Source organism: Bradyrhizobium sp. CW1 (assembly GCF_023100665.1).
GTDB lineage: Bacteria > Pseudomonadota > Alphaproteobacteria > Rhizobiales > Xanthobacteraceae > Bradyrhizobium > Bradyrhizobium canariense_D.
This window is the reverse complement of sequence record NZ_CP064684.1, coordinates 2462264-2478958: the sequence shown is the minus strand read 5'-3', so window position 1 is coordinate 2478958 and position 16695 is coordinate 2462264. Positions and strand designations below refer to the sequence as shown.

The window sequence follows — 16695 nt, the reverse complement described above, 5'->3', positions numbered from 1 at the left end:
CGTCTGCCTCATGGTGCCTTCTTGGTCGTCTCCGCGCCAAGCGGCCGATCGTTCTCGTCCAGCAGCGGCACGCCGAAATCGAGCAGGATCTTGTTGATCTCGCCCTGGTTCTCCTGGATCAGCTTGTTGAGCTGCCGCTTCCAGTTCTGGTCGGCGCCACGCACGCCCATGCCGATGCGATAGACCAGTTTTGGCCCGGTGGTTTCCTTCACCAGCGGCGTGACATGAAGCGACCCCGCCTTCTTCGCGTAGAACCCTGCCATCGGTCCCCACAGCACGCCGGCGTCGATCTTGCCCGCCGTGAGATCATCGATCATTGCCTGCGCCGAATTGTCGTAGCGCGTGTCGATCATGAGCGGATAGGGCTTTGCATCACCCATCAGTCCCGCAATGGCCATGTTGGTCGCAGGCGGCGTGCCGGCGACGATGCCGACATGCTTGCCCTTGAGCCTGGCATCCTCCAGCGTGTCGACCTCCTCCAGCCCGCTACCTGCTTTCGCGACCAAGGCATAGCTCGTGCGGTAGTAGGGATTGGTGCCTTGCACGAGGTCATCGCCTTGGGGGAAGCCCATGATGACGTCGCAGCGATGCGAGCCGAGCGTCATGCGCACGAAGCCGGTGGCTTGCGGAAAAAAGACATAGTCGAGCTTCTTCTGGAGCTTGTCCGCAAACAGCTCGGCAAGCTTGTTCTCGAACCCCTCGCCCTTCTCATTCGAGAACGGCAGATTGCGCGGGTCGGAACAGACGCGTAGCACCTTGGGGTCGACCAGTTCGAACGAGAGGTCACCCGTCTCGTTGGTCTGCGCTATGGCGACGTCGCCGAACGCGCAAGACGCAACCAGGATACTCAGTGAAAGCAACCAGCGACGATGTCGTCCGGCCTCCGTCATCGCGCTTCCTCCTAGGCTTGTTTGAATGCTAGCCATGCAACGCATGACGCGCCATGTTTTGCCAGACTTTGTGCTGGCTTTCTTTGTTGCAGTGCAATGCGCGCAACCTTTGAACTGAGGCTGAAAAGTGTCTCGCATCGCTCTCGTGATCGCAGCCTTGTCCCTGGTAACAGCGACGCTAGCATGCGCCGCAGCGGCCGAATTGCCTGTGAGCGAAGTCGCGCCGGGAATCTTCGTACACTCCGGGACCATCGCCCTGATGACCCGCGAGAACGAGGGCGACATCGCCAATGTCGGCTTCATCGTGGGCGAAGATGCGGTGGCCGTGATTGATACCGGCGGTAGCGTTCGCGAGGGCGAGGCGCTGCTGGCGGCGGTGCGGGCCCGCACCAGCAAGCCGATCCGCTACGTCATCAATACCCACGGCCATCCCGACCATGTTTTCGGCAATGCGGCTTTCGTCGCCGGGGACACCATTTTCGTCGGTCACAGCCGATTGCCGCGGGCGCTCGCTGCCCGTGGGCCGTACTATCTCGACAATTTTAGGCGCATCATGGGCGACGAGTTGATATCTCCCGTGAAAATCGTGCCGCCCACAATGCTCGTCACGGACACCCTGATGCTCGATCTCGGTGCGCGCCGCCTCAACCTGCGGGCTTGGCCGGCCGGGCACAGCGACAATGACCTGACCGTGTTCGATGAGATGACGAAGACGCTGTTCACTGGCGACCTCATCTTCCTCCGCCATATTCCGGTGATGGACGGCAGCATTCGCGGCTGGCTTCGCATCCTCGCGGAACTCGAGAGCATTCCGGCGCAGCGCGTCGTTCCCGGTCACGGACCTGTGAGTGAATGGCCTGCCGCGCTGACCGATGAACGGCGCTATCTGACGGCACTGCTGGCGGACATCCGGGCGTCGAACAAGAAGGGCGAGCCGATCCGAACCGCTGCAGACAGGGCCGCCGCCTCGGAACGGCCGCACTGGGAGCTGTTCGACGACTACAACGCCCGCAACGCAACCGCAGCATTTTCGGAAATTGAATGGGAGTAGCGGACGCGCTACGATGCGTGAAACGTTGCTTCGTCCGCGGGACCATGACCATGACGGGATGCACGCGCCGACTGCCTCTGATCGCCCTGCTCCTCGGCATTGCATTCGCCGTGCCGGCGCAGGCGGAAGAGGCTTACGATCCCTGGCCGGGCCTGGTGCAGGACATCTTCAGCAGCCGTCCGATGAATGACGGCGGCAATGTCATTGGAATCGAGATGCCGTATCGTGCCGAAGACGCGGCCATCGTGCCGGTGACCCTGCGCAGCAAGCTCTCGCCCGGCGATGCCCGCCGCATCCGTTCGATCACGCTGGTGATCGATCGTAATCCCGCGCCGATGGCGGCGAAGTTCGAGCTCGGACCGGATGCCAACGTCACTGAAATCTCGACCCGCGTGCGCGTCAACAATTACACCGACGTTCATGCGGTGGCCGAGCTCAGCGATGGCCAGCTCTATGTCTCGAAAGTCTACGTGAAGGCCTCCGGCGGCTGCTCGGCACCAGCAGGGAAGAATGCCGAGGAGGCCCAGAACCGGCTCGGCCAGATGCGCTACCGCCAATTCGCGCGCGAGGAGGCCCCGGCGAGCCGCATGCGGGAAGCGCAGATCATGATCGGCCATCCCAACAATTCCGGCCTGCAGATGGACCAGGTCACACAGCTCTACATTCCCGCCTTCTTCATCAACCAGCTCAAGCTGACGCAGGACGACAGCCCCGTGCTGTCGATGGAAGGCGGCATCTCGATCTCGGAAGATCCAAATCTGCGCTTCACCTATGTATCCAACGGCGCCAGGCGTTTTCGCGCGGAAGCCAAGGACACGGACGGACACGTGTTCCGGAACGAGTGGGACGTGGAGAAGCCGGGGACGTGAGGCTCCCGGTCGTCATGGCCGGGCTTGTCCCGGCCATCCACGATCTTAGGTGCCGCCAAGACGTGGATGCCCGGGGACAAGCCCGGGCATGACGAATACGGTGGTCGTACAACCAAGCGGTCAGAAACACCTCACCTCGGCTTCCGCCTGGGCACGCCTCAAATCATTCACGGCCGAGTTCGCCTGCTCCGAGGTGCGGAACTGGACGCCGAGATTGCCGCGGACCTGGGACATGCTGAGCGCGGTTTCTGCGGTAACGTAGCGCTCATAGGACACGATCGAGGCCACCACGTCGATCGAGCAGGAACATTGTTCGATCGCCTGCCGGCTCTCGCCATTCGCCTTCATGCAGCCATAGACATACTCGGCACGCGCCGACGTCGGATAATCATTGGCCTGTTCAGCCTGCGCGGCGAGCGCGGTCGCAGCCCACACCGCCAATGCGGCGACAATCGGTCGTAGCTGTCCGGCCAGATTCATGAGCGTCCTCCCGCTGGTTGCGACGGAAGCTATGCTATGCGTATTGTCCTGAAAAGCACTTCTGTCAGAGGAAACGGCTCACAACGTGATGAGAACATTTGGTGGATCATTGGCGCTCGCGGTGGCGCTGGCGCTGACGCTAACCGGGCCCGGCCGCGCCGCGGATACGATTCGCCTTGCGGTGCAGAAGACCGGAACATTCTCCTGGGAGCTGGCCGCGATCCGCGCCAACGGCCTCGACAAGGAGGCCGACCTGTCGCTCGACGTCGCCGAGCTTGCGAGCCCCGAGGCCGGCAAGATCGCGCTGCGCGCCGGCAATGCCGACATCATCCTCTCCGACTGGCTGTGGGTGTCTCGCGAGCGCACGCTTGGCGCCAAGCTCACCTTCTATCCCTATTCCAGCGCGCTCGGCGCGGTGATGGTGCCGGCCTCCTCGCCGATCAAGTCGCTCGCCGACTTGAAGGGCCGCAAGCTCGCCGTCGGCGGCGGTCCCATCGACAAGAGCTGGCTGCTGCTCCAGGCGCGCATGAAGCAGGACGGCATCGACCTGAAATCGGAGGCGACCATCGTCTATGGTGCTCCGCCTCTGCTCGCCGCCAAGGCGCTCGACGGCGAGATGGATGCGAGCCTCAATTTCTGGAATTTCTGCGCACAGCTGGAGGCCAAGGGTTTTAGACGCCTTGCCGGTATCGAGGACATATTGCCGAAACTCGGCGCCAAGGGCGCGGTCTCCGCGGTCGGCTATGTCTTCGACGAAACCTGGGCGGCAAGTCATCGCGATGCGGTGGCGCGCTTCATCGCGATGACCCGCAAGGCCAAGCAGCTGCTGGTGACCTCCGATGCCGCCTGGGACAAGATCGCACCGCTCACCGGCACGAGCGATGCCACCCTGCTCAAGACTTATCGCGAGCGCTATCGCGACGGCATTCCGCGCCGGAGCATCGATGACGAAGAAAGGGACGCGCGCGTGCTCTACCGCGTGCTGGCCGAGACCGGCGGCCGCGACCTCGTCGGCCCGGCTGCCGAGCTCGATCCCGGCACGTTCTTTCACGCAGTTGCCGGGGAGTGAGGTGCTGCGTCTTCTGTCGTTTGCCCTGTTGCTCGCGATCTGGTGGATCGCCGCCCTCTTCGTCGGCGCCGCGAAGCTGCCCTCCCCGCCCGCCGTGCTCGACGTCGTCGTCGCGGAAGCATCGAGCGGCGCGCTGTTCCTGCATCTCGGCGCAACGCTTGCCCGCGTAAGCCTCGCCTTCGTGCTGGCGATGTCGCTCGGCAGCGCCATCGGCTATCTGATGGGACGGGTGAAGCTCGCCGACCGGCTCGGCGATCCCTGGCTAATCCTGCTCCTGAACCTGCCCGCGCTGGTCGTGATCGTGCTGGCCTATATCTGGGCCGGGCTCACCGAAGCCGCAGCGATCGCGGCGATCGCCATCAACAAGTTGCCGACCGCCATCGTCACCCTGCGCGAGGGCGCGCGCGCGCTCGACCGCTCGCTCGACGAGATGGCGAGCGTGTTCGCGATGCCGCGCTGGCGCGCTTTCCGCCACGTCGTGCTGCCGCAACTGGCGCCCTATATCGCAGCCTCAGCCCGCTCCGGATTGTCGCTGGTGTGGAAGATCGTGCTGGTCGCCGAACTCCTGGGGCGACCCAACGGCGTCGGCTTCGAGATCGGCGTCGCCTTCCAGCTGTTCGACACGCCGCGGCTGCTGGCCTATTCGCTAACCTTCGCCGCCGTCGTGCTCGTGATCGAGACCGCGCTGGTGCAACCGTTCGAAGCCCGCGCAACACGATGGCGACCCCGTGCGGCTTGAGGTCGATATCACAGGCAAGAGGTTCAAGAGTGCCGCGGGCGGGACGCAGGAGGTGCTCGCGCCGGTCAGCTTCGCGCTTCAATCCGGCGAGGTCGGCGTGCTGATCGGACCGTCCGGCTGCGGCAAGAGCACGATGCTGCGCATTATCCTCGGCCTCGACCGCGATTTCGAGGGACGCGTCTCGCGCCCGCCGGAAGCGCGGATCGGTATGGTTTTCCAGGAGCCGCGGCTGCTGCCATGGCGCTCGGTCGAGCAGAATGTGCGGCTTGCGGCACCCGATGTCACCGACGCCAAGCTCGCCGAGCTGTTCAGGATCCTGGAGCTGGACGCGCATCGCAGTCATTTTCCAGGCGAGCTGTCGCTTGGCCTCGCCCGGCGCGTCGCGCTCGCTCGCGCCTTTGCCGTCGAGCCTGACCTGCTCGTGCTCGACGAGCCCCTCGCCTCGCTCGACGACGCACTCGCCGGCCGTTTGCGCGACGAGATCGCGACGCTGGTGGCGCGCCGTCCGGTGATGACGTTGCTCGTCACCCACAGTCTGGATGACGCGATCCGGCTCGGCGACCGCCTGTTCTTGCTGTCGCCGCGACCGGCGCGCATCGTGCGCGAGGTGCCGATTGCCATCCCGCGCGCGGAGCGCAGCGAGGCCGAACTCGGCAAGATCAGGGCCGAGCTCGCGGCGTTGCAGCTTGAATCGCAATGAGAACTCATGGTCAATTGGACCAACGACATCTTCGCGGGAGGGTCATCATGCGGCGTACGCTGATTGCGATCGGCATCCTGTTGGTTGCGATGCCGGGCGCGGCGCTCGCCCAGGCCAAGGGCAAGGGTATCCGGCTCTGGAATCTGACGACGGAGGCGATCTCCGGCTTCCAGCTCTCCCCGGCCGGGAAGACCGAGTGGGGGCCGAACCAGTGCCTGAACGACAAAGACAAGGAGGTCGACCACGACGAGCGGCTGCGCATCACCGGCGTCGAGCCCGGCCGCTACGACGCCAGGGTCAGCTATCCCAATGCGCGGCAATGCATCGTGCGCGACATCGAGATCAAGGCGGATGCGGTGTTCTCGATCGCCGACAAGGATCTGAAGGACTGCAGCAAGTAACGGGGGCTGCGTTACGAGCGTTATCCCCTCATGGTGAGGAGCGCGGAACGCGCGTCACGAACCATGCAGGCCCGTCTGTCGCCCTGCGGCCATCCTTCGAGACGCTTGCTTCGCAAGCTCCTCAGGATGAGGACCTAAGCCAGTCGCGACCGGCAACGCAGCTCAGGGCTTTACGCCTTGTCGTTCGGATGCGGATATTCGCAGCGCCACCGCACCGCCTGCCACTTCGGATGGTCACCAATCCATTGCGCGATATAGGGCGGCGCAGCCATCGCGCATTGCGTCGGCGACCCCGCATAGTTGAACACCAGATGTTGCTCCTCGCAGGTCGCTGGCGAGAGCAACGCACACACAGTCACCACCAGGTCGATCGGATTCATGCCGGGATCCTCGCAGAGGCGATGAAGTTAGCACAAAAGATTACGTTCCGATGAGCGGGAAGTTTCAATCCGGCCGCCCGAAATAAAGCGGGAATTGCCTGTCAACTCTCCCCGAGCGCTAGAAATTAACTCCAAAGACCAGCCTTGCCTGGTGGCGCTCGAAATTGACGAGGTCGAGATTGCCGCCCGATCCGGCCGGCCGGCCCCATGCCTGCATGCTCCAGCTCATGGTCAGGCGCGAGCGCTCGGAAAGCTGGAAATAAGCGGTCGGACCGACGAAGAGCGCCTGTCCTGCGAACTCGCCGAGGCCGATGCCTTCGTACTGCCGGAAGTAGCGCACCTCGCCGCCGAGCAGCACATCGGGCCGCACGCGCACCAGGCCGGCGAAGGCCGCGCCGATGGTCGAACTCTTTTCGGACAGTCCCGCCATTTCGAAACGCGCCCATTCGGGTTGATAGATCAGGTTGAGCGCCCCGATGGCGAAGTTCGGGATCAGCTCGCGATCGAAGGCGAGCGTGAAATCGGTACCGTACATCCGCCCTTTTGCTCCAGAAGTCTCGTCGATGCGGTCGCCATGGAGTTCGGCGGCGACGGTCAACCCGAATGGCGCGCGCTCGCGATCGAGCAGGCGATAGCGCAGGTCGAGCGAAGCGCCCTGAAAATTGAACTGGCGGCGGTCGCCGATGTCGGGGACGCCGGTGATGTCGTGCAGGGTGGCAGTGCCGCCGACCTCGATGCGAAAGTTCGGCAGCGGCACGATCTCGATCTCGACCTCCTGCGAGAGGGCGCGATAGGTCCCGCCTCCTTTGCCGAATCGGCCTGTCGTCTGAGTCTGGAATTCGCGCTCGCCGGGATTGCCGACATCGGTACCGATCATGAAGCCGAAGATGTGTTCGGTATCGAAGCCCTCTTCGGCGCGGACGCATGCCGGCGCGAGCGCGACGGTGCAGGCGGCTATGGTCCAGAATGTAAGGGCTCTCGCGCGCATCCCCGACACTACCACGGCTTCGACGGTGGTTGCCATCGAAGCCGCGGCAGGTCGTCAGTCTTACTTGTGGTCTTACTTGCGCAAAGCGCAGGCGTACATGTTGATTTCCATGCCGACCGGCACTTCCACGATCTTCGGAGCTTTCCAGGCCATTCGGGGACTCCCAAGGGATTGAGCGCGACATCGCGCCGGCGAAAACCTAGGGCTGCGTCAGCCACAGCGCAAGTCTGGAATCGCACCGTTGACACAGCGAACTGTCGCATCGCGCTTGCAAATTTCTCTCTCGGGCAACTCGCCTTCGCTCCCAGTCAAGCGGCGCGGTTCTCACCGCAACAAGCGCAGCAGCGCGCGACCGGCGCGCGAGTTCAGCTCCTTCGCATCCAGCGTTCCATCCTTGTCGGGATTCGCCGCGTTGAAGCGCTGCTCCACCACCGAGAGATATTCGTCGAGCGTGAGAGTCCCGTCGCGATCGGGATCGGCGGCGGCGAGTTCTTTCGCTGTTAACCGTCCGCGCAATTCGCGGGCGTCGAGCGTGCCGTCGTGATCGGGATCGAGCTTGGCGAACAACGCCGCCGCCGCCTTCTTCACCTCGGCAAGATCGAGGGTGCCGTCATTGTCGGTATCGAACGTCTTGACCGCGTTGCCGGAGGCCGACCATGCCGGACCGGACAGCAGTGCAATCGTGAGCGCAAGTGCAACAGAGCGACGCGATATCATGAAAACCTCCCTCACCAAGAGCTCCGATTCGAACCGGATCGAAACGACATAAGTCCACAAGCGAGCCTCGGTTCAAGTCCCGAATTGCAGCCTGCGCACCGCACAACTTGCAGAACCCGTCGGCGCGACCGCTGCCGTGGCGCACGCGCTCTGCTCCATGCCGCGGAATTTCTTCAGCGCCTGCGCACAAGTGAGAGTTGCTTTGTCAGGTCTCCGTCAGGTGACGGCATCCCGCGCCGCCTACCATATCGGCATCGCAATTACGACTTTCGTATTGACGCGTTTTGCATTCGGGCGGAGTGTTGCTGTCGCAGCGTCAATAGGCGCGCATATTGGGAGGGACGGATGAAACGCTTTGCGATGGCCGCGAGCCTCGTCATGCTTGCATCGACTTGTGCAAGTGCACAAACCAGCGAGCAGCTGGTCAAAGGCGCGACCGATACATCGAACGTTCTCAACTACGGGATGGGCTACAATCTTCAGCGTTTCTCGACGCTGAACCAGATCAACAAGGACAGCGTCAAGAACCTTGTCCCGGTCTGGAACTACTCTTTCAACGACGATCGCAGCGAGGAATCGCAGCCGCTGGTGTACCAGGGCGTGATCTACGTGACGTCGCACAACGCGACCATGGCGGTCGACGCCAAGACCGGCAAGCAGATCTGGAAATCCAAGGTCGAGTATCCTGCCGAAACGCCGCGCATCGTCTGCTGCGGCATCATCAATCGCGGCGCAGCACTCTATGAGGGCAAGGTGTTCCGCACCACGCTGGACGCCAACGTGATCGCGCTCGACGCCAAGGACGGCAAAGAGCTGTGGCGACAGAAGGCGGCCGATATCAAGGAAGGCTATTCGATGACGGTGGCGCCGCTGGTCGCCGACGGCGTCGTGATCACCGGCATCTCCGGCGCCGAGTTCGGCACCCGCGGCTTCATCGACGGCTGGGATCCCGCAACGGGCAAGCACCTGTGGCGCACCCATTCGATCCCCTCTCCGGATGAGCCCGGCGGCGACACCTGGAAGGGCGATACCTGGAAGCTCGGCGGTGGCTCGACCTGGATTACGGGCTCCTATGATCCCGAGCTGAACACGGTTTACTGGGGTATCGGCAATCCCGGACCGTTCAACTCGGCGGTACGCCCGGGCGACAACCTCTACACCTGCTCCGTGCTGGCGATGGATCCCAAGACCGGCAAGATCAAGTGGCACTACCAGTTCTCGCCCAACAATCCGTTCGACTATGACAGCGTGGCCGAGATGGTCCTCGCCGATATGAACGTCGAGGGCAAGCCGACCAAGGTGTTGATGGACGCCAACCGCAACGGCTTCTTCTACGTGCTCGACCGCACCAACGGAAAGCTGCTCGCGGCCAATCCTTACGTGAAGGTCAACTGGGCGACGGGAATCGACATGAAGACCGGACGTCCCATCGAGACCGACGTCTCGAAGGATGCGCGTGAGGGCAAGAAGGTGACCGTCTATCCGTCGATCCTCGGCGGCAAGAACTGGGAGCCGATGTCGTTCAATCCGCAGACCGGCCTCGCCTACGCCAACACGCTCGCCTTCGGCGGCAGGTACAAGACCGAACCCGCCACCTTCAGGCAGGGTGAATGGTATCTCGGCATGGACCTCACCGATCTCTGGGAATGGGGTGACGGCCCGCGCGGTCATCTGAAGGCGATCGATCCCATGACCGGCAAGGCGAAGTGGGAAGCACCCAGCGACATCCCGCGCTTCTCCGGCGTGCTGTCGACCGCGGGCGGTGTCGTGTTCTCGGGCGCGCTGACCGGCGAGTTCGAGGCCTTCGATGCCGATACCGGCAAGAAGCTCTGGCAGTTCCAGACCGGCTCGGGCATCGAGGGACAACCGGTGACCTGGCAGCAGGACGGCGTGCAGTATGTCGCCGTGACGAGCGGCTATGGCGGCGTCTACTCGCTGTTCTCCGGCGACGAACGGCTGGCCAAAGTCCCGCCCGGCGGCTCACTTTGGGTTTTTGCGGTCAAGCAATAACCACGGCACGATGCTGAGAAAGCTATCTCACAAGACGGTGGCGATCCTCGCCGCCGTCGCGGTGCTGACGGTCGCGCTTGCGGCGACCGTTCGTGCCGCGGATGATTCAACCGGCAATCCCGTGCAGGCACAGATCGACCACGGCAAGTCGACCTATGCCGAGAAATGCTCGCACTGCCACGGCCCCAACATGATGAACCCCGGCACCATCACGCCGGACCTGCGCGCCTTCCCCGACGACAAGACGCGCTTCGTCACCACCGTGAAGAACGGCAAGAACAACAAGATGCCGCCCTGGGCTGACATTCTCAGCGACGAGGAGATCGGGAATCTCTGGGCCTTCATCTCGAGCCGGAGAAAACCATGAGGCGCTGGCTGGCCGTTTGGAGCATTGCCGCGATTCTCGCGGCGGCGGCCGCAGCTGCACGCGCGGCCGACGATCCGCTCAAGATTTGTCTCGACGAGGTCAGGCCGCCACTCTCCGTGCATCACAAGGGCAAGCCCGGCTCGGGTTTCGACGTGCTGCTGGCGCAGGCGATCGCCGACCGGCTCGGACGGCCGCTGACGATCCAGTGGTTCGAGAGCAAGCTGGACGAGGATTCGAGCCCGCAGCTCGAGGCCAATGCGCTGCTGTCCGATGGGCGTTGCTCGCTCGTCGGCGGCTACGCGCTGACGACGGACTCCCTCGTCAAGCCCGGCATGAAAACGGCGCGCTTGCCGGATTTTGCCGGCGCCACGCGCGACGACCGGCGCCGCCGCGTCGCGCTCGGCGTGCTCGCGCCGAGCCAGCCCTATGTCTACTCGCCGATGACGGTCGTGCTCGGGCCGAAGGCGCGGGGTCGCAACATCGGCGATATCGGAGATCTCGCCGGCCTGCGCCTCGTCATCGAGAGCGGCTCGCTCGGCGATGCGATCCTCATGACCTTCGACAAGGGGCGCCTGATCGACGACATCACGCATCTCGTCCCCGGCCGCGATGATCTCCTCGGCGCACTTGCCCGTGGCGATTATGACGCGACGCTGATCGACCTCGGCCGCTTCGACGCCCATCGCGCCGCGCACCCCGACACGGCGATCACCGCGTCCGGCTATTACTATCCGATCGGGGCCAATCGCGGCTATGTCGGGCTGGCCAGCGATCCCGCACTGCTCGACGCCGTCAACAAGGCGCTGACCGGGCTTGCTGCCGAGGGCAAGATCGCCGAATTCGGCACACAGGCGGGGCTGAGCTATCTGCCGCCGCGGGAGCCTGCGATCCTTGGCGACGTCTGGTTGAAGATCATTCAGCGCTAGTGGACAGCTGGCGCACCCAGCGCGGCCCTTCGAATGCGCCAATCTGTCTCGCCAGCCACCCATGGCAGAGGCGACCCGATGCAGTACCGTCGGCGACAACCCGGGAGAGAATCATGTCCGCAAAACTCGATCGCCGCCGCTTCATCGCCGCCGGCACCACCACACTCGCGATGCCTTTCGTCTCGCGTGGCGCCTCGGCGCAGGCTGCGTGGCCATCGCGGCAGATCCGCATGATTTGCAGCTATCCCGCCGGCGGACAGACCGATCTGCTCGCGCGCGCCTATGGTGAATTCATTGCCAAGCAGGTCGGAAAGACCGTCGTCGTCGAGAACAAGCCCGGTGCCGCCGGCGCGATCGGGACGGCGGAGGTCGCCCGCGCAGAGCCCGACGGCCACACAATCCTGTGCTCGATCTCGACCACCTACATCATGAACCGGGTGGTGATGAAGACTCCCGGCTACGACATGGACAAGGATTTGACGCTGGTCAGCGTCATTCCGGGCGCCGGCCTGTTGCTGGTGGCGAACCCGAAAACCGGCGTCAAGACGCTGGAGGATTTCGTCGCCTTTGCGCGCAAGAGCGGCAAAGTCAACTTCGGCACCTATAGCGCGGGCTCGGCCCCGCATATGACGGTCCACGAGCTCAACAAGCAGTATGGCCTTGCCATCGAGCCGATCCACTATCGCGGCGAAGCCCCGATGTGGACGGGCATGCTGGAAGGTACGCTCGATGTGGCCATGGGCAGCTACACCGCAGCGCAATCGGTCTTGCAAAGCGATCGCGGCACCGTGTTCGCGGTGCATTCGAAGAAGGTCGACGCCATCCCTGATATCAAGACCCTCCCCGAGCAGGGCGCGACGTCGAAATTCTTCACCGTCAGCGGCTTCTCCGGTTGGGCCGTGCCGAAAGCGACACCGCAGCCGGTCGTCGACCGCCTGGCGGAGCTTTGCGTCGCTGCCAACAGCGATCCGAAGGTGAAGGAGGTTCTCAACACGTTCGTGCTCGAACCCGCGATCGGCTTCAAGGAAACCAACGCCCTGTATCAGCGCGAGCTGCCGATCTGGATCGAGAGCGCGCGATCGCTCGGCCTCGAACCCGCCTGAACCGCGAGGCATGACGCCCTTCGCAGCGCGGCGTCCGACCAAAGCCTAGTGCCGGAAGCGCATTTTCCCGCTATGATTGTGCGACGCTGGCGGGAAGGTCTCGCCGGCGCGGACGAGAAAGGCCGATCCCATGACACCGGATGGCGTTGCCGTAGCCGTCATGATCATCCTACTCTTTCCGATGGGCTATTTCACCCTGGCGTCTCCGGCCTTCCTGCTGGTGAAGCTGGATATCCAGCCCGTCGCCCAGCTTTTGCGCGGAATGTTCAATGCGCATTTTCTGGTGATGCGCGTTGCCGGAATCATCGGAGCGGTCGCTTTCCTGCTCGACGGTCGTCTGGTCGCAGCGATGGGCGTTGGCCTCCTTGCAGCCTTGGCGATCTATGGGCGCCGCTGGTTCATGCAACAGATGGACGAACAGCTCAGCGCCAGGGACGCCGGCGATGCCGAGGCCCCGCGCCGGCTACGCCGACTGCATTGGAGTGGAATGCTGGGCAACGCGGTGTTGCTCGTCGCTCTCCTGACCAGCATTCCCTACATCGCCATATCGGCATGAGAGACATCGCGGGCGCGTGACGGTCAACCGTCGCGTCGACTCCGAACCTGGCGTTTGCCTAGTGCTCGTCCGCCGCAACCGCGCCCTGTTGCGCCTTGTGGATCGAGGACGGCACTACGCCGAAATATTTCCGGAACACCCGGCTGAAATGCGATGAGCTGGAGAAGCCCCAGGAGAACGCGACGTCGGTAATGGTCTTGCCGGCGTGGGCCTCGAGCTCCTGGCGGCAATTCTGAAGACGCGCCTGCCAGATGTAGTCGCTCACCGTGGTGCCGCGCTCCGAGAACAGCATGTGCAGATAACGCTTGGAGCAGCCCAGTTCGCCGGAGATCTGGTCGATGCACAGATCCGGATCGCGCAAATGCTCGCGGATGAAGAATTGCGCGCGCACATAGGTCGCTTCGGGTCCGACGCGATCGAGCATCGTGTCGGCCTCGCGCAGCGGCAGCAGCAAGAGGTCGATCAGCGAATCGGCGACGCCGACCGCACTGTTCGCCGACAGCTTGGCCGCCTCGTCGAAGGTCGCATGGACGAAATCATGGGCGATGCGCCCCGTCCCCGTGCGTGAGGTCAATTTGCAGGCGGGCATTCGCTGCGACGGGAATCCACGGTCGCGCAGCAGCGCCTTCGGCACGATCACCACGTCATGGCGCGTGAAAGCGGGACTGATGATCGAATGCGGACAGGAGACGTCATAGGCGATGATGTCGCCCGGGTTCAGCTCGATGTGGCGGCCTTCCTGCTCGAAATAGGACACGCCGTAAGTCTGGAAGTGGATCTTGATATACGGGTGTTCATTGGCCTTGGCGCGCGCCAGCGTGTGCGCGATGCGATGTTGGCTGACCTCGATCTGGCAGAGCTTCAGACGCGAGACGCTGGTGTAGTCGATGCGGCCTTCGAGCGAAGACGCTTCCAGCGGATCTACGTCGAAATGCCCACACAGGCTGGTCAGCCCGTCGATCCAGCTTTGGATCTGACGTTTCGGCGTCATGCCCGTCGTCGAGAGCGTGTGAATCGTGTCGGACATTAATCCAGCCACTGGTTTGATCCGGAGATTTGACGCGAATCGCGAGCCGCGCTGCCGGAGCCCTGAACCGTGATTGCGTGACGTTTACCTCGATTTTGAGCGATCTTCTAGAACGAGCGCCATCGTTCCATTGCCACCCTTGTAAGTTAATCCTCCGCCTTAGTTGCAGCGCCGTCAAGCGGAACCTGAGCGGTGAAGGCGCTGCCAAAGCGTTGCGGAAGCCGCTGAATTCGCTACTGCAAAATCAAAAACTTCCGACCCGTGCGCTGTCAAGCAAACCAGCTTCTCTCTTGGGCAAGTTTCCCGATGACGAAGTCGTTAGGGATTGTATCAGGAACAACAAGAACGGGCCGCTCCGCACGTGGACCCGTGGCTCTCATCAGGAGGAGGAAACACCACAGCATCGTTTCTGGTCCAATCGTGACCGCCCTGCACGAGCAGACGCCGGACGAAAAGCCCGGCGATTAAGCAATGCTTCGGAAACAATAAACGAGACCAATGGAGGAATGACTATGCGCAAGGTACTACTCGCGGCCTATCTTGGCTCCGCGGCGGCTCTCGCCGTCGGCAGCGCGTCGGCCAACGACGAAGTGCTCAAGATGTCGCAGAACCCGAAAGACTGGGTGATGCCGACCGGCGACTACGCCAACACCCGCTATTCCAAGCTGAACCAGATCAACGCACAAAACGTAGGCAAGCTCCAGGTCGCCTGGACCTTCTCGACCGGCGTGCTGCGCGGCCACGAAGGCGGCCCGCTGATCATCGGCAACATGATGTACGTCCACACGCCGTTCCCAAACAAGGTCTACGCTATTGACCTTTCCAATGAGAACAAGATCGTCTGGAAGTACGAGCCGAAGCAGGATCCGAACGTAATCCCAGTGATGTGCTGCGACACGGTCAACCGCGGCCTGGCCTATGGCGACGGCAAGATCTTCCTGCATCAGGCCGACACCACGCTCGTCGCGCTCGATGCCAAGAGCGGTCAGGTGGCATGGACCGCGAAGAACGGCGACGCCAGCAAGGGCGAGACCGGTACTTCGGCCCCCATGGTCGTCAAGGACAAGGTGCTGATCGGCATCTCCGGCGGCGAGTTCGGTGTTCAAGCCCATATGACCGCCTACGACATCAAGACGGGCAAGCTGGCTTGGCGCGGCTACTCTGAAGGACCGGACGATCAGATCCTGGTCGACGCAGAGAAGACCACCGCACTCGGCAAGCCGGTCGGCAAGGACTCGAGCCTGAAGACCTGGCAAGGCGATCAGTGGAAGATCGGCGGCGGCGCCACCTGGGGCTGGATCTCCTACGACCCCGAGCTGAACCTCGTCTATTACGGGTCGGGCAATCCCTCGACCTGGAATCCGAAGCAGCGTCCCGGCGACAACAAATGGTCGATGACGATCTGGGCTCGCAACCCTGACACCGGCCAGGCCAAGTGGGTTTATCAGATGACGCCCCACGACGAGTGGGACTATGACGGCGTCAACGAGATGATCCTCTCGGACCAGGCCATCAACGGCCAGCCGCGCAAGCTGCTGACGCATTTCGATCGTAACGGCCTCGGCTACACGCTCGATCGCGCCACCGGTGAGCTTCTGGTCGCCGAAAAGTACGATCCGAAGGTGAACTGGACCTCCGGCGTCGACATGGACAAGAACTCGCCGACCTACGGCCGCCCGAAGGTGCTCGATGCAGCTTCGACCGACAAGGCGGGCGAGGACCACAACGTGAAGGGCATCTGCCCGGCCGCGCTCGGCACCAAGGACGAGCAGCCGGCAGCCTACTCGCCGGACACGCAGCTGTTCTACGTTCCGACCAACCACGTCTGCATGGACTACGAACCGTTCAAGGTGAGCTACACCGCGGGTCAGCCCTACGTGGGCGCAACGCTCTCGATGTATCCGCCACAGGGTGAAACCCACATGGGCAACTTCATCGCCTGGGACGGCAAGACCGGCAAGATCGTCTGGTCGAACAAGGAGCAGTTCTCGGTCTGGTCGGGTGCGCTCGCAACCGCGGGCAACGTGGTGTTCTACGGAACGCTCGAAGGCTACCTGAAGGCAGTCGACGCCAAGACCGGCAAGGAGCTCTACAAGTTCAAGACTCCCTCCGGCATCATCGGCAACGTCACCACCTATGAGAACGGCGGCAAGCAGTATGTCGCAGTGCTCTCCGGCGTGGGCGGCTGGGCCGGCATCGGTCTGGCGGCAGGCCTGACCGATCCGACCGCCGGTCTCGGCGCCGTCGGTGGCTACGCGGCGCTCAGCAACTACACGGCACTCGGCGGTACGCTGACCGTGTTCTCGCTGCCCAACTAGGCCTCTCAGCATCGCTCCGGCGCGTGGATCAACTCCACGCGCCGGCTCGTCTCACCGAATGCCTTCCGAGGAAAATCTCTTGCGTAAAATCTGCTCTGCCATTG

Annotated in this window: 19 protein-coding genes; 12 read left to right on the top strand and 7 right to left on the bottom strand. The window is 63.2% G+C overall.

The genetic code is table 11. From position 1 onward, the window contains the following. Positions 1-8: 8 nt before the first annotated feature. A complete protein-coding gene (locus tag IVB54_RS11950) occupies positions 9-890 on the bottom strand; it encodes a substrate-binding domain-containing protein (protein ID WP_247295105.1) in 882 nt (293 codons plus the stop codon). A gap of 127 nt (positions 891-1017) precedes the next feature. Between IVB54_RS11950 and IVB54_RS11945 the strand changes: the two genes are divergently transcribed. Both IVB54_RS11945 and IVB54_RS11940 read left to right on the top strand, forming a co-directional pair. Continuing rightward, positions 1018-1941, top strand: coding sequence for a quinoprotein relay system zinc metallohydrolase 2 (locus IVB54_RS11945; protein WP_026233993.1), 924 nt, complete (start codon positions 1018-1020; stop codon positions 1939-1941). Positions 1942-1991: 50 nt separating this feature from the next. Then, positions 1992-2810 (top strand): quinoprotein dehydrogenase-associated SoxYZ-like carrier, encoded by an 819-nt coding sequence (locus IVB54_RS11940; RefSeq protein WP_026233994.1) that lies wholly within the window; start codon positions 1992-1994, stop codon positions 2808-2810. 120 nt (positions 2811-2930) lie between these two features. Here IVB54_RS11940 and IVB54_RS11935 read toward each other — a convergent pair whose 3' ends face one another. Continuing rightward, positions 2931-3290, bottom strand: coding sequence for a hypothetical protein (locus tag IVB54_RS11935; protein WP_018460292.1), 360 nt, complete (start codon positions 3288-3290; stop codon positions 2931-2933). Positions 3291-3378: 88 nt separating this feature from the next. Here IVB54_RS11935 and IVB54_RS11930 point away from each other — a divergent pair, with 88 nt between their 5' ends. The 4 genes from IVB54_RS11930 to IVB54_RS11915 are packed head-to-tail and all read left to right on the top strand — an operon-like array spanning position 3379 to position 6199. Beyond that, positions 3379-4359, top strand: coding sequence for an ABC transporter substrate-binding protein (locus IVB54_RS11930; RefSeq protein WP_204513979.1), 981 nt, complete (start codon positions 3379-3381; stop codon positions 4357-4359). Between the two features lies 1 nt (position 4360). Next, the gene (locus IVB54_RS11925) at positions 4361-5098 is read left to right on the top strand and encodes an ABC transporter permease subunit (protein WP_018460294.1); all 738 of its coding nucleotides are present in this window, start codon (positions 4361-4363) and stop codon (positions 5096-5098) included. Then, on the top strand, positions 5088-5798 hold the full coding sequence (locus IVB54_RS11920; protein WP_018460295.1) for an ABC transporter ATP-binding protein: 711 nt from the start codon (positions 5088-5090) through the stop codon (positions 5796-5798). Before IVB54_RS11925 ends, IVB54_RS11920 begins: the two co-directional genes overlap by 11 nt. Before the next feature lie 47 nt (positions 5799-5845). Next, positions 5846-6199, top strand: a complete 354-nt coding sequence (locus IVB54_RS11915) for a hypothetical protein (RefSeq protein ID WP_018460296.1) — start codon at positions 5846-5848, stop codon at positions 6197-6199. Between the two features lie 170 nt (positions 6200-6369). Here the strand turns inward: IVB54_RS11915 and IVB54_RS11910 are convergent, their stop codons facing one another. The 4 genes from IVB54_RS11910 to IVB54_RS11895 form a co-directional block, all read right to left on the bottom strand. Continuing rightward, entirely contained in the window at positions 6370-6579 is a 210-nt protein-coding gene (locus IVB54_RS11910; protein ID WP_018460297.1) for a hypothetical protein, read from the bottom strand. A 118-nt stretch (positions 6580-6697) separates the two neighbouring features. Continuing rightward, positions 6698-7603 carry a hypothetical protein gene (locus IVB54_RS11905; protein WP_018460298.1) on the bottom strand — a complete coding sequence of 302 codons (906 nt, stop codon included), beginning with the start codon at positions 7601-7603 and terminating at the stop codon, positions 6698-6700. A gap of 36 nt (positions 7604-7639) precedes the next feature. After that, positions 7640-7720, bottom strand: a complete 81-nt coding sequence (pqqA, locus tag IVB54_RS11900; RefSeq protein ID WP_018460299.1) for a pyrroloquinoline quinone precursor peptide PqqA — start codon at positions 7718-7720, stop codon at positions 7640-7642. Positions 7721-7891: 171 nt separating this feature from the next. Beyond that, the gene (locus IVB54_RS11895) at positions 7892-8284 is read right to left on the bottom strand and encodes an EF-hand domain-containing protein (RefSeq protein ID WP_026233996.1); all 393 of its coding nucleotides are present in this window, start codon (positions 8282-8284) and stop codon (positions 7892-7894) included. Positions 8285-8629: 345 nt separating this feature from the next. Here IVB54_RS11895 and IVB54_RS11890 point away from each other — a divergent pair, with 345 nt between their 5' ends. The 5 genes from IVB54_RS11890 to IVB54_RS11870 all read left to right on the top strand — a co-directional run bounded on the left by IVB54_RS11890 (position 8630) and on the right by IVB54_RS11870 (position 13246). After that, the gene (locus IVB54_RS11890; protein WP_247777227.1) at positions 8630-10294 is read left to right on the top strand and encodes a methanol/ethanol family PQQ-dependent dehydrogenase; all 1665 of its coding nucleotides are present in this window, start codon (positions 8630-8632) and stop codon (positions 10292-10294) included. A gap of 10 nt (positions 10295-10304) precedes the next feature. Further along, entirely contained in the window at positions 10305-10661 is a 357-nt protein-coding gene (locus IVB54_RS11885; RefSeq protein WP_018460302.1) for a c-type cytochrome, read from the top strand. Then, positions 10658-11587, top strand: a complete 930-nt coding sequence (locus tag IVB54_RS11880; RefSeq protein ID WP_018460303.1) for a transporter substrate-binding domain-containing protein — start codon at positions 10658-10660, stop codon at positions 11585-11587. Before IVB54_RS11885 ends, IVB54_RS11880 begins: the two co-directional genes overlap by 4 nt. Before the next feature lie 113 nt (positions 11588-11700). Beyond that, complete coding sequence (locus IVB54_RS11875) at positions 11701-12690, top strand: tripartite tricarboxylate transporter substrate binding protein (RefSeq protein ID WP_085384845.1); 990 nt, start codon at positions 11701-11703, stop codon at positions 12688-12690. 130 nt (positions 12691-12820) lie between these two features. Then, positions 12821-13246: a hypothetical protein gene (locus IVB54_RS11870; protein ID WP_085350671.1), complete on the top strand. Its 426-nt coding sequence runs from the start codon at positions 12821-12823 to the stop codon at positions 13244-13246. Between the two features lie 58 nt (positions 13247-13304). Here IVB54_RS11870 and IVB54_RS11865 read toward each other — a convergent pair whose 3' ends face one another. Further along, positions 13305-14273 carry a helix-turn-helix domain-containing protein gene (locus tag IVB54_RS11865; protein ID WP_007601369.1) on the bottom strand — a complete coding sequence of 323 codons (969 nt, stop codon included), beginning with the start codon at positions 14271-14273 and terminating at the stop codon, positions 13305-13307. A 512-nt stretch (positions 14274-14785) separates the two neighbouring features. Here IVB54_RS11865 and xoxF5 point away from each other — a divergent pair. Next, a complete protein-coding gene (xoxF5, locus tag IVB54_RS11860) occupies positions 14786-16591 on the top strand; it encodes a lanthanide-dependent methanol dehydrogenase XoxF5 (RefSeq protein ID WP_018460306.1) in 1806 nt (601 codons plus the stop codon). The last annotated feature ends 104 nt before the right edge of the window (positions 16592-16695 follow it).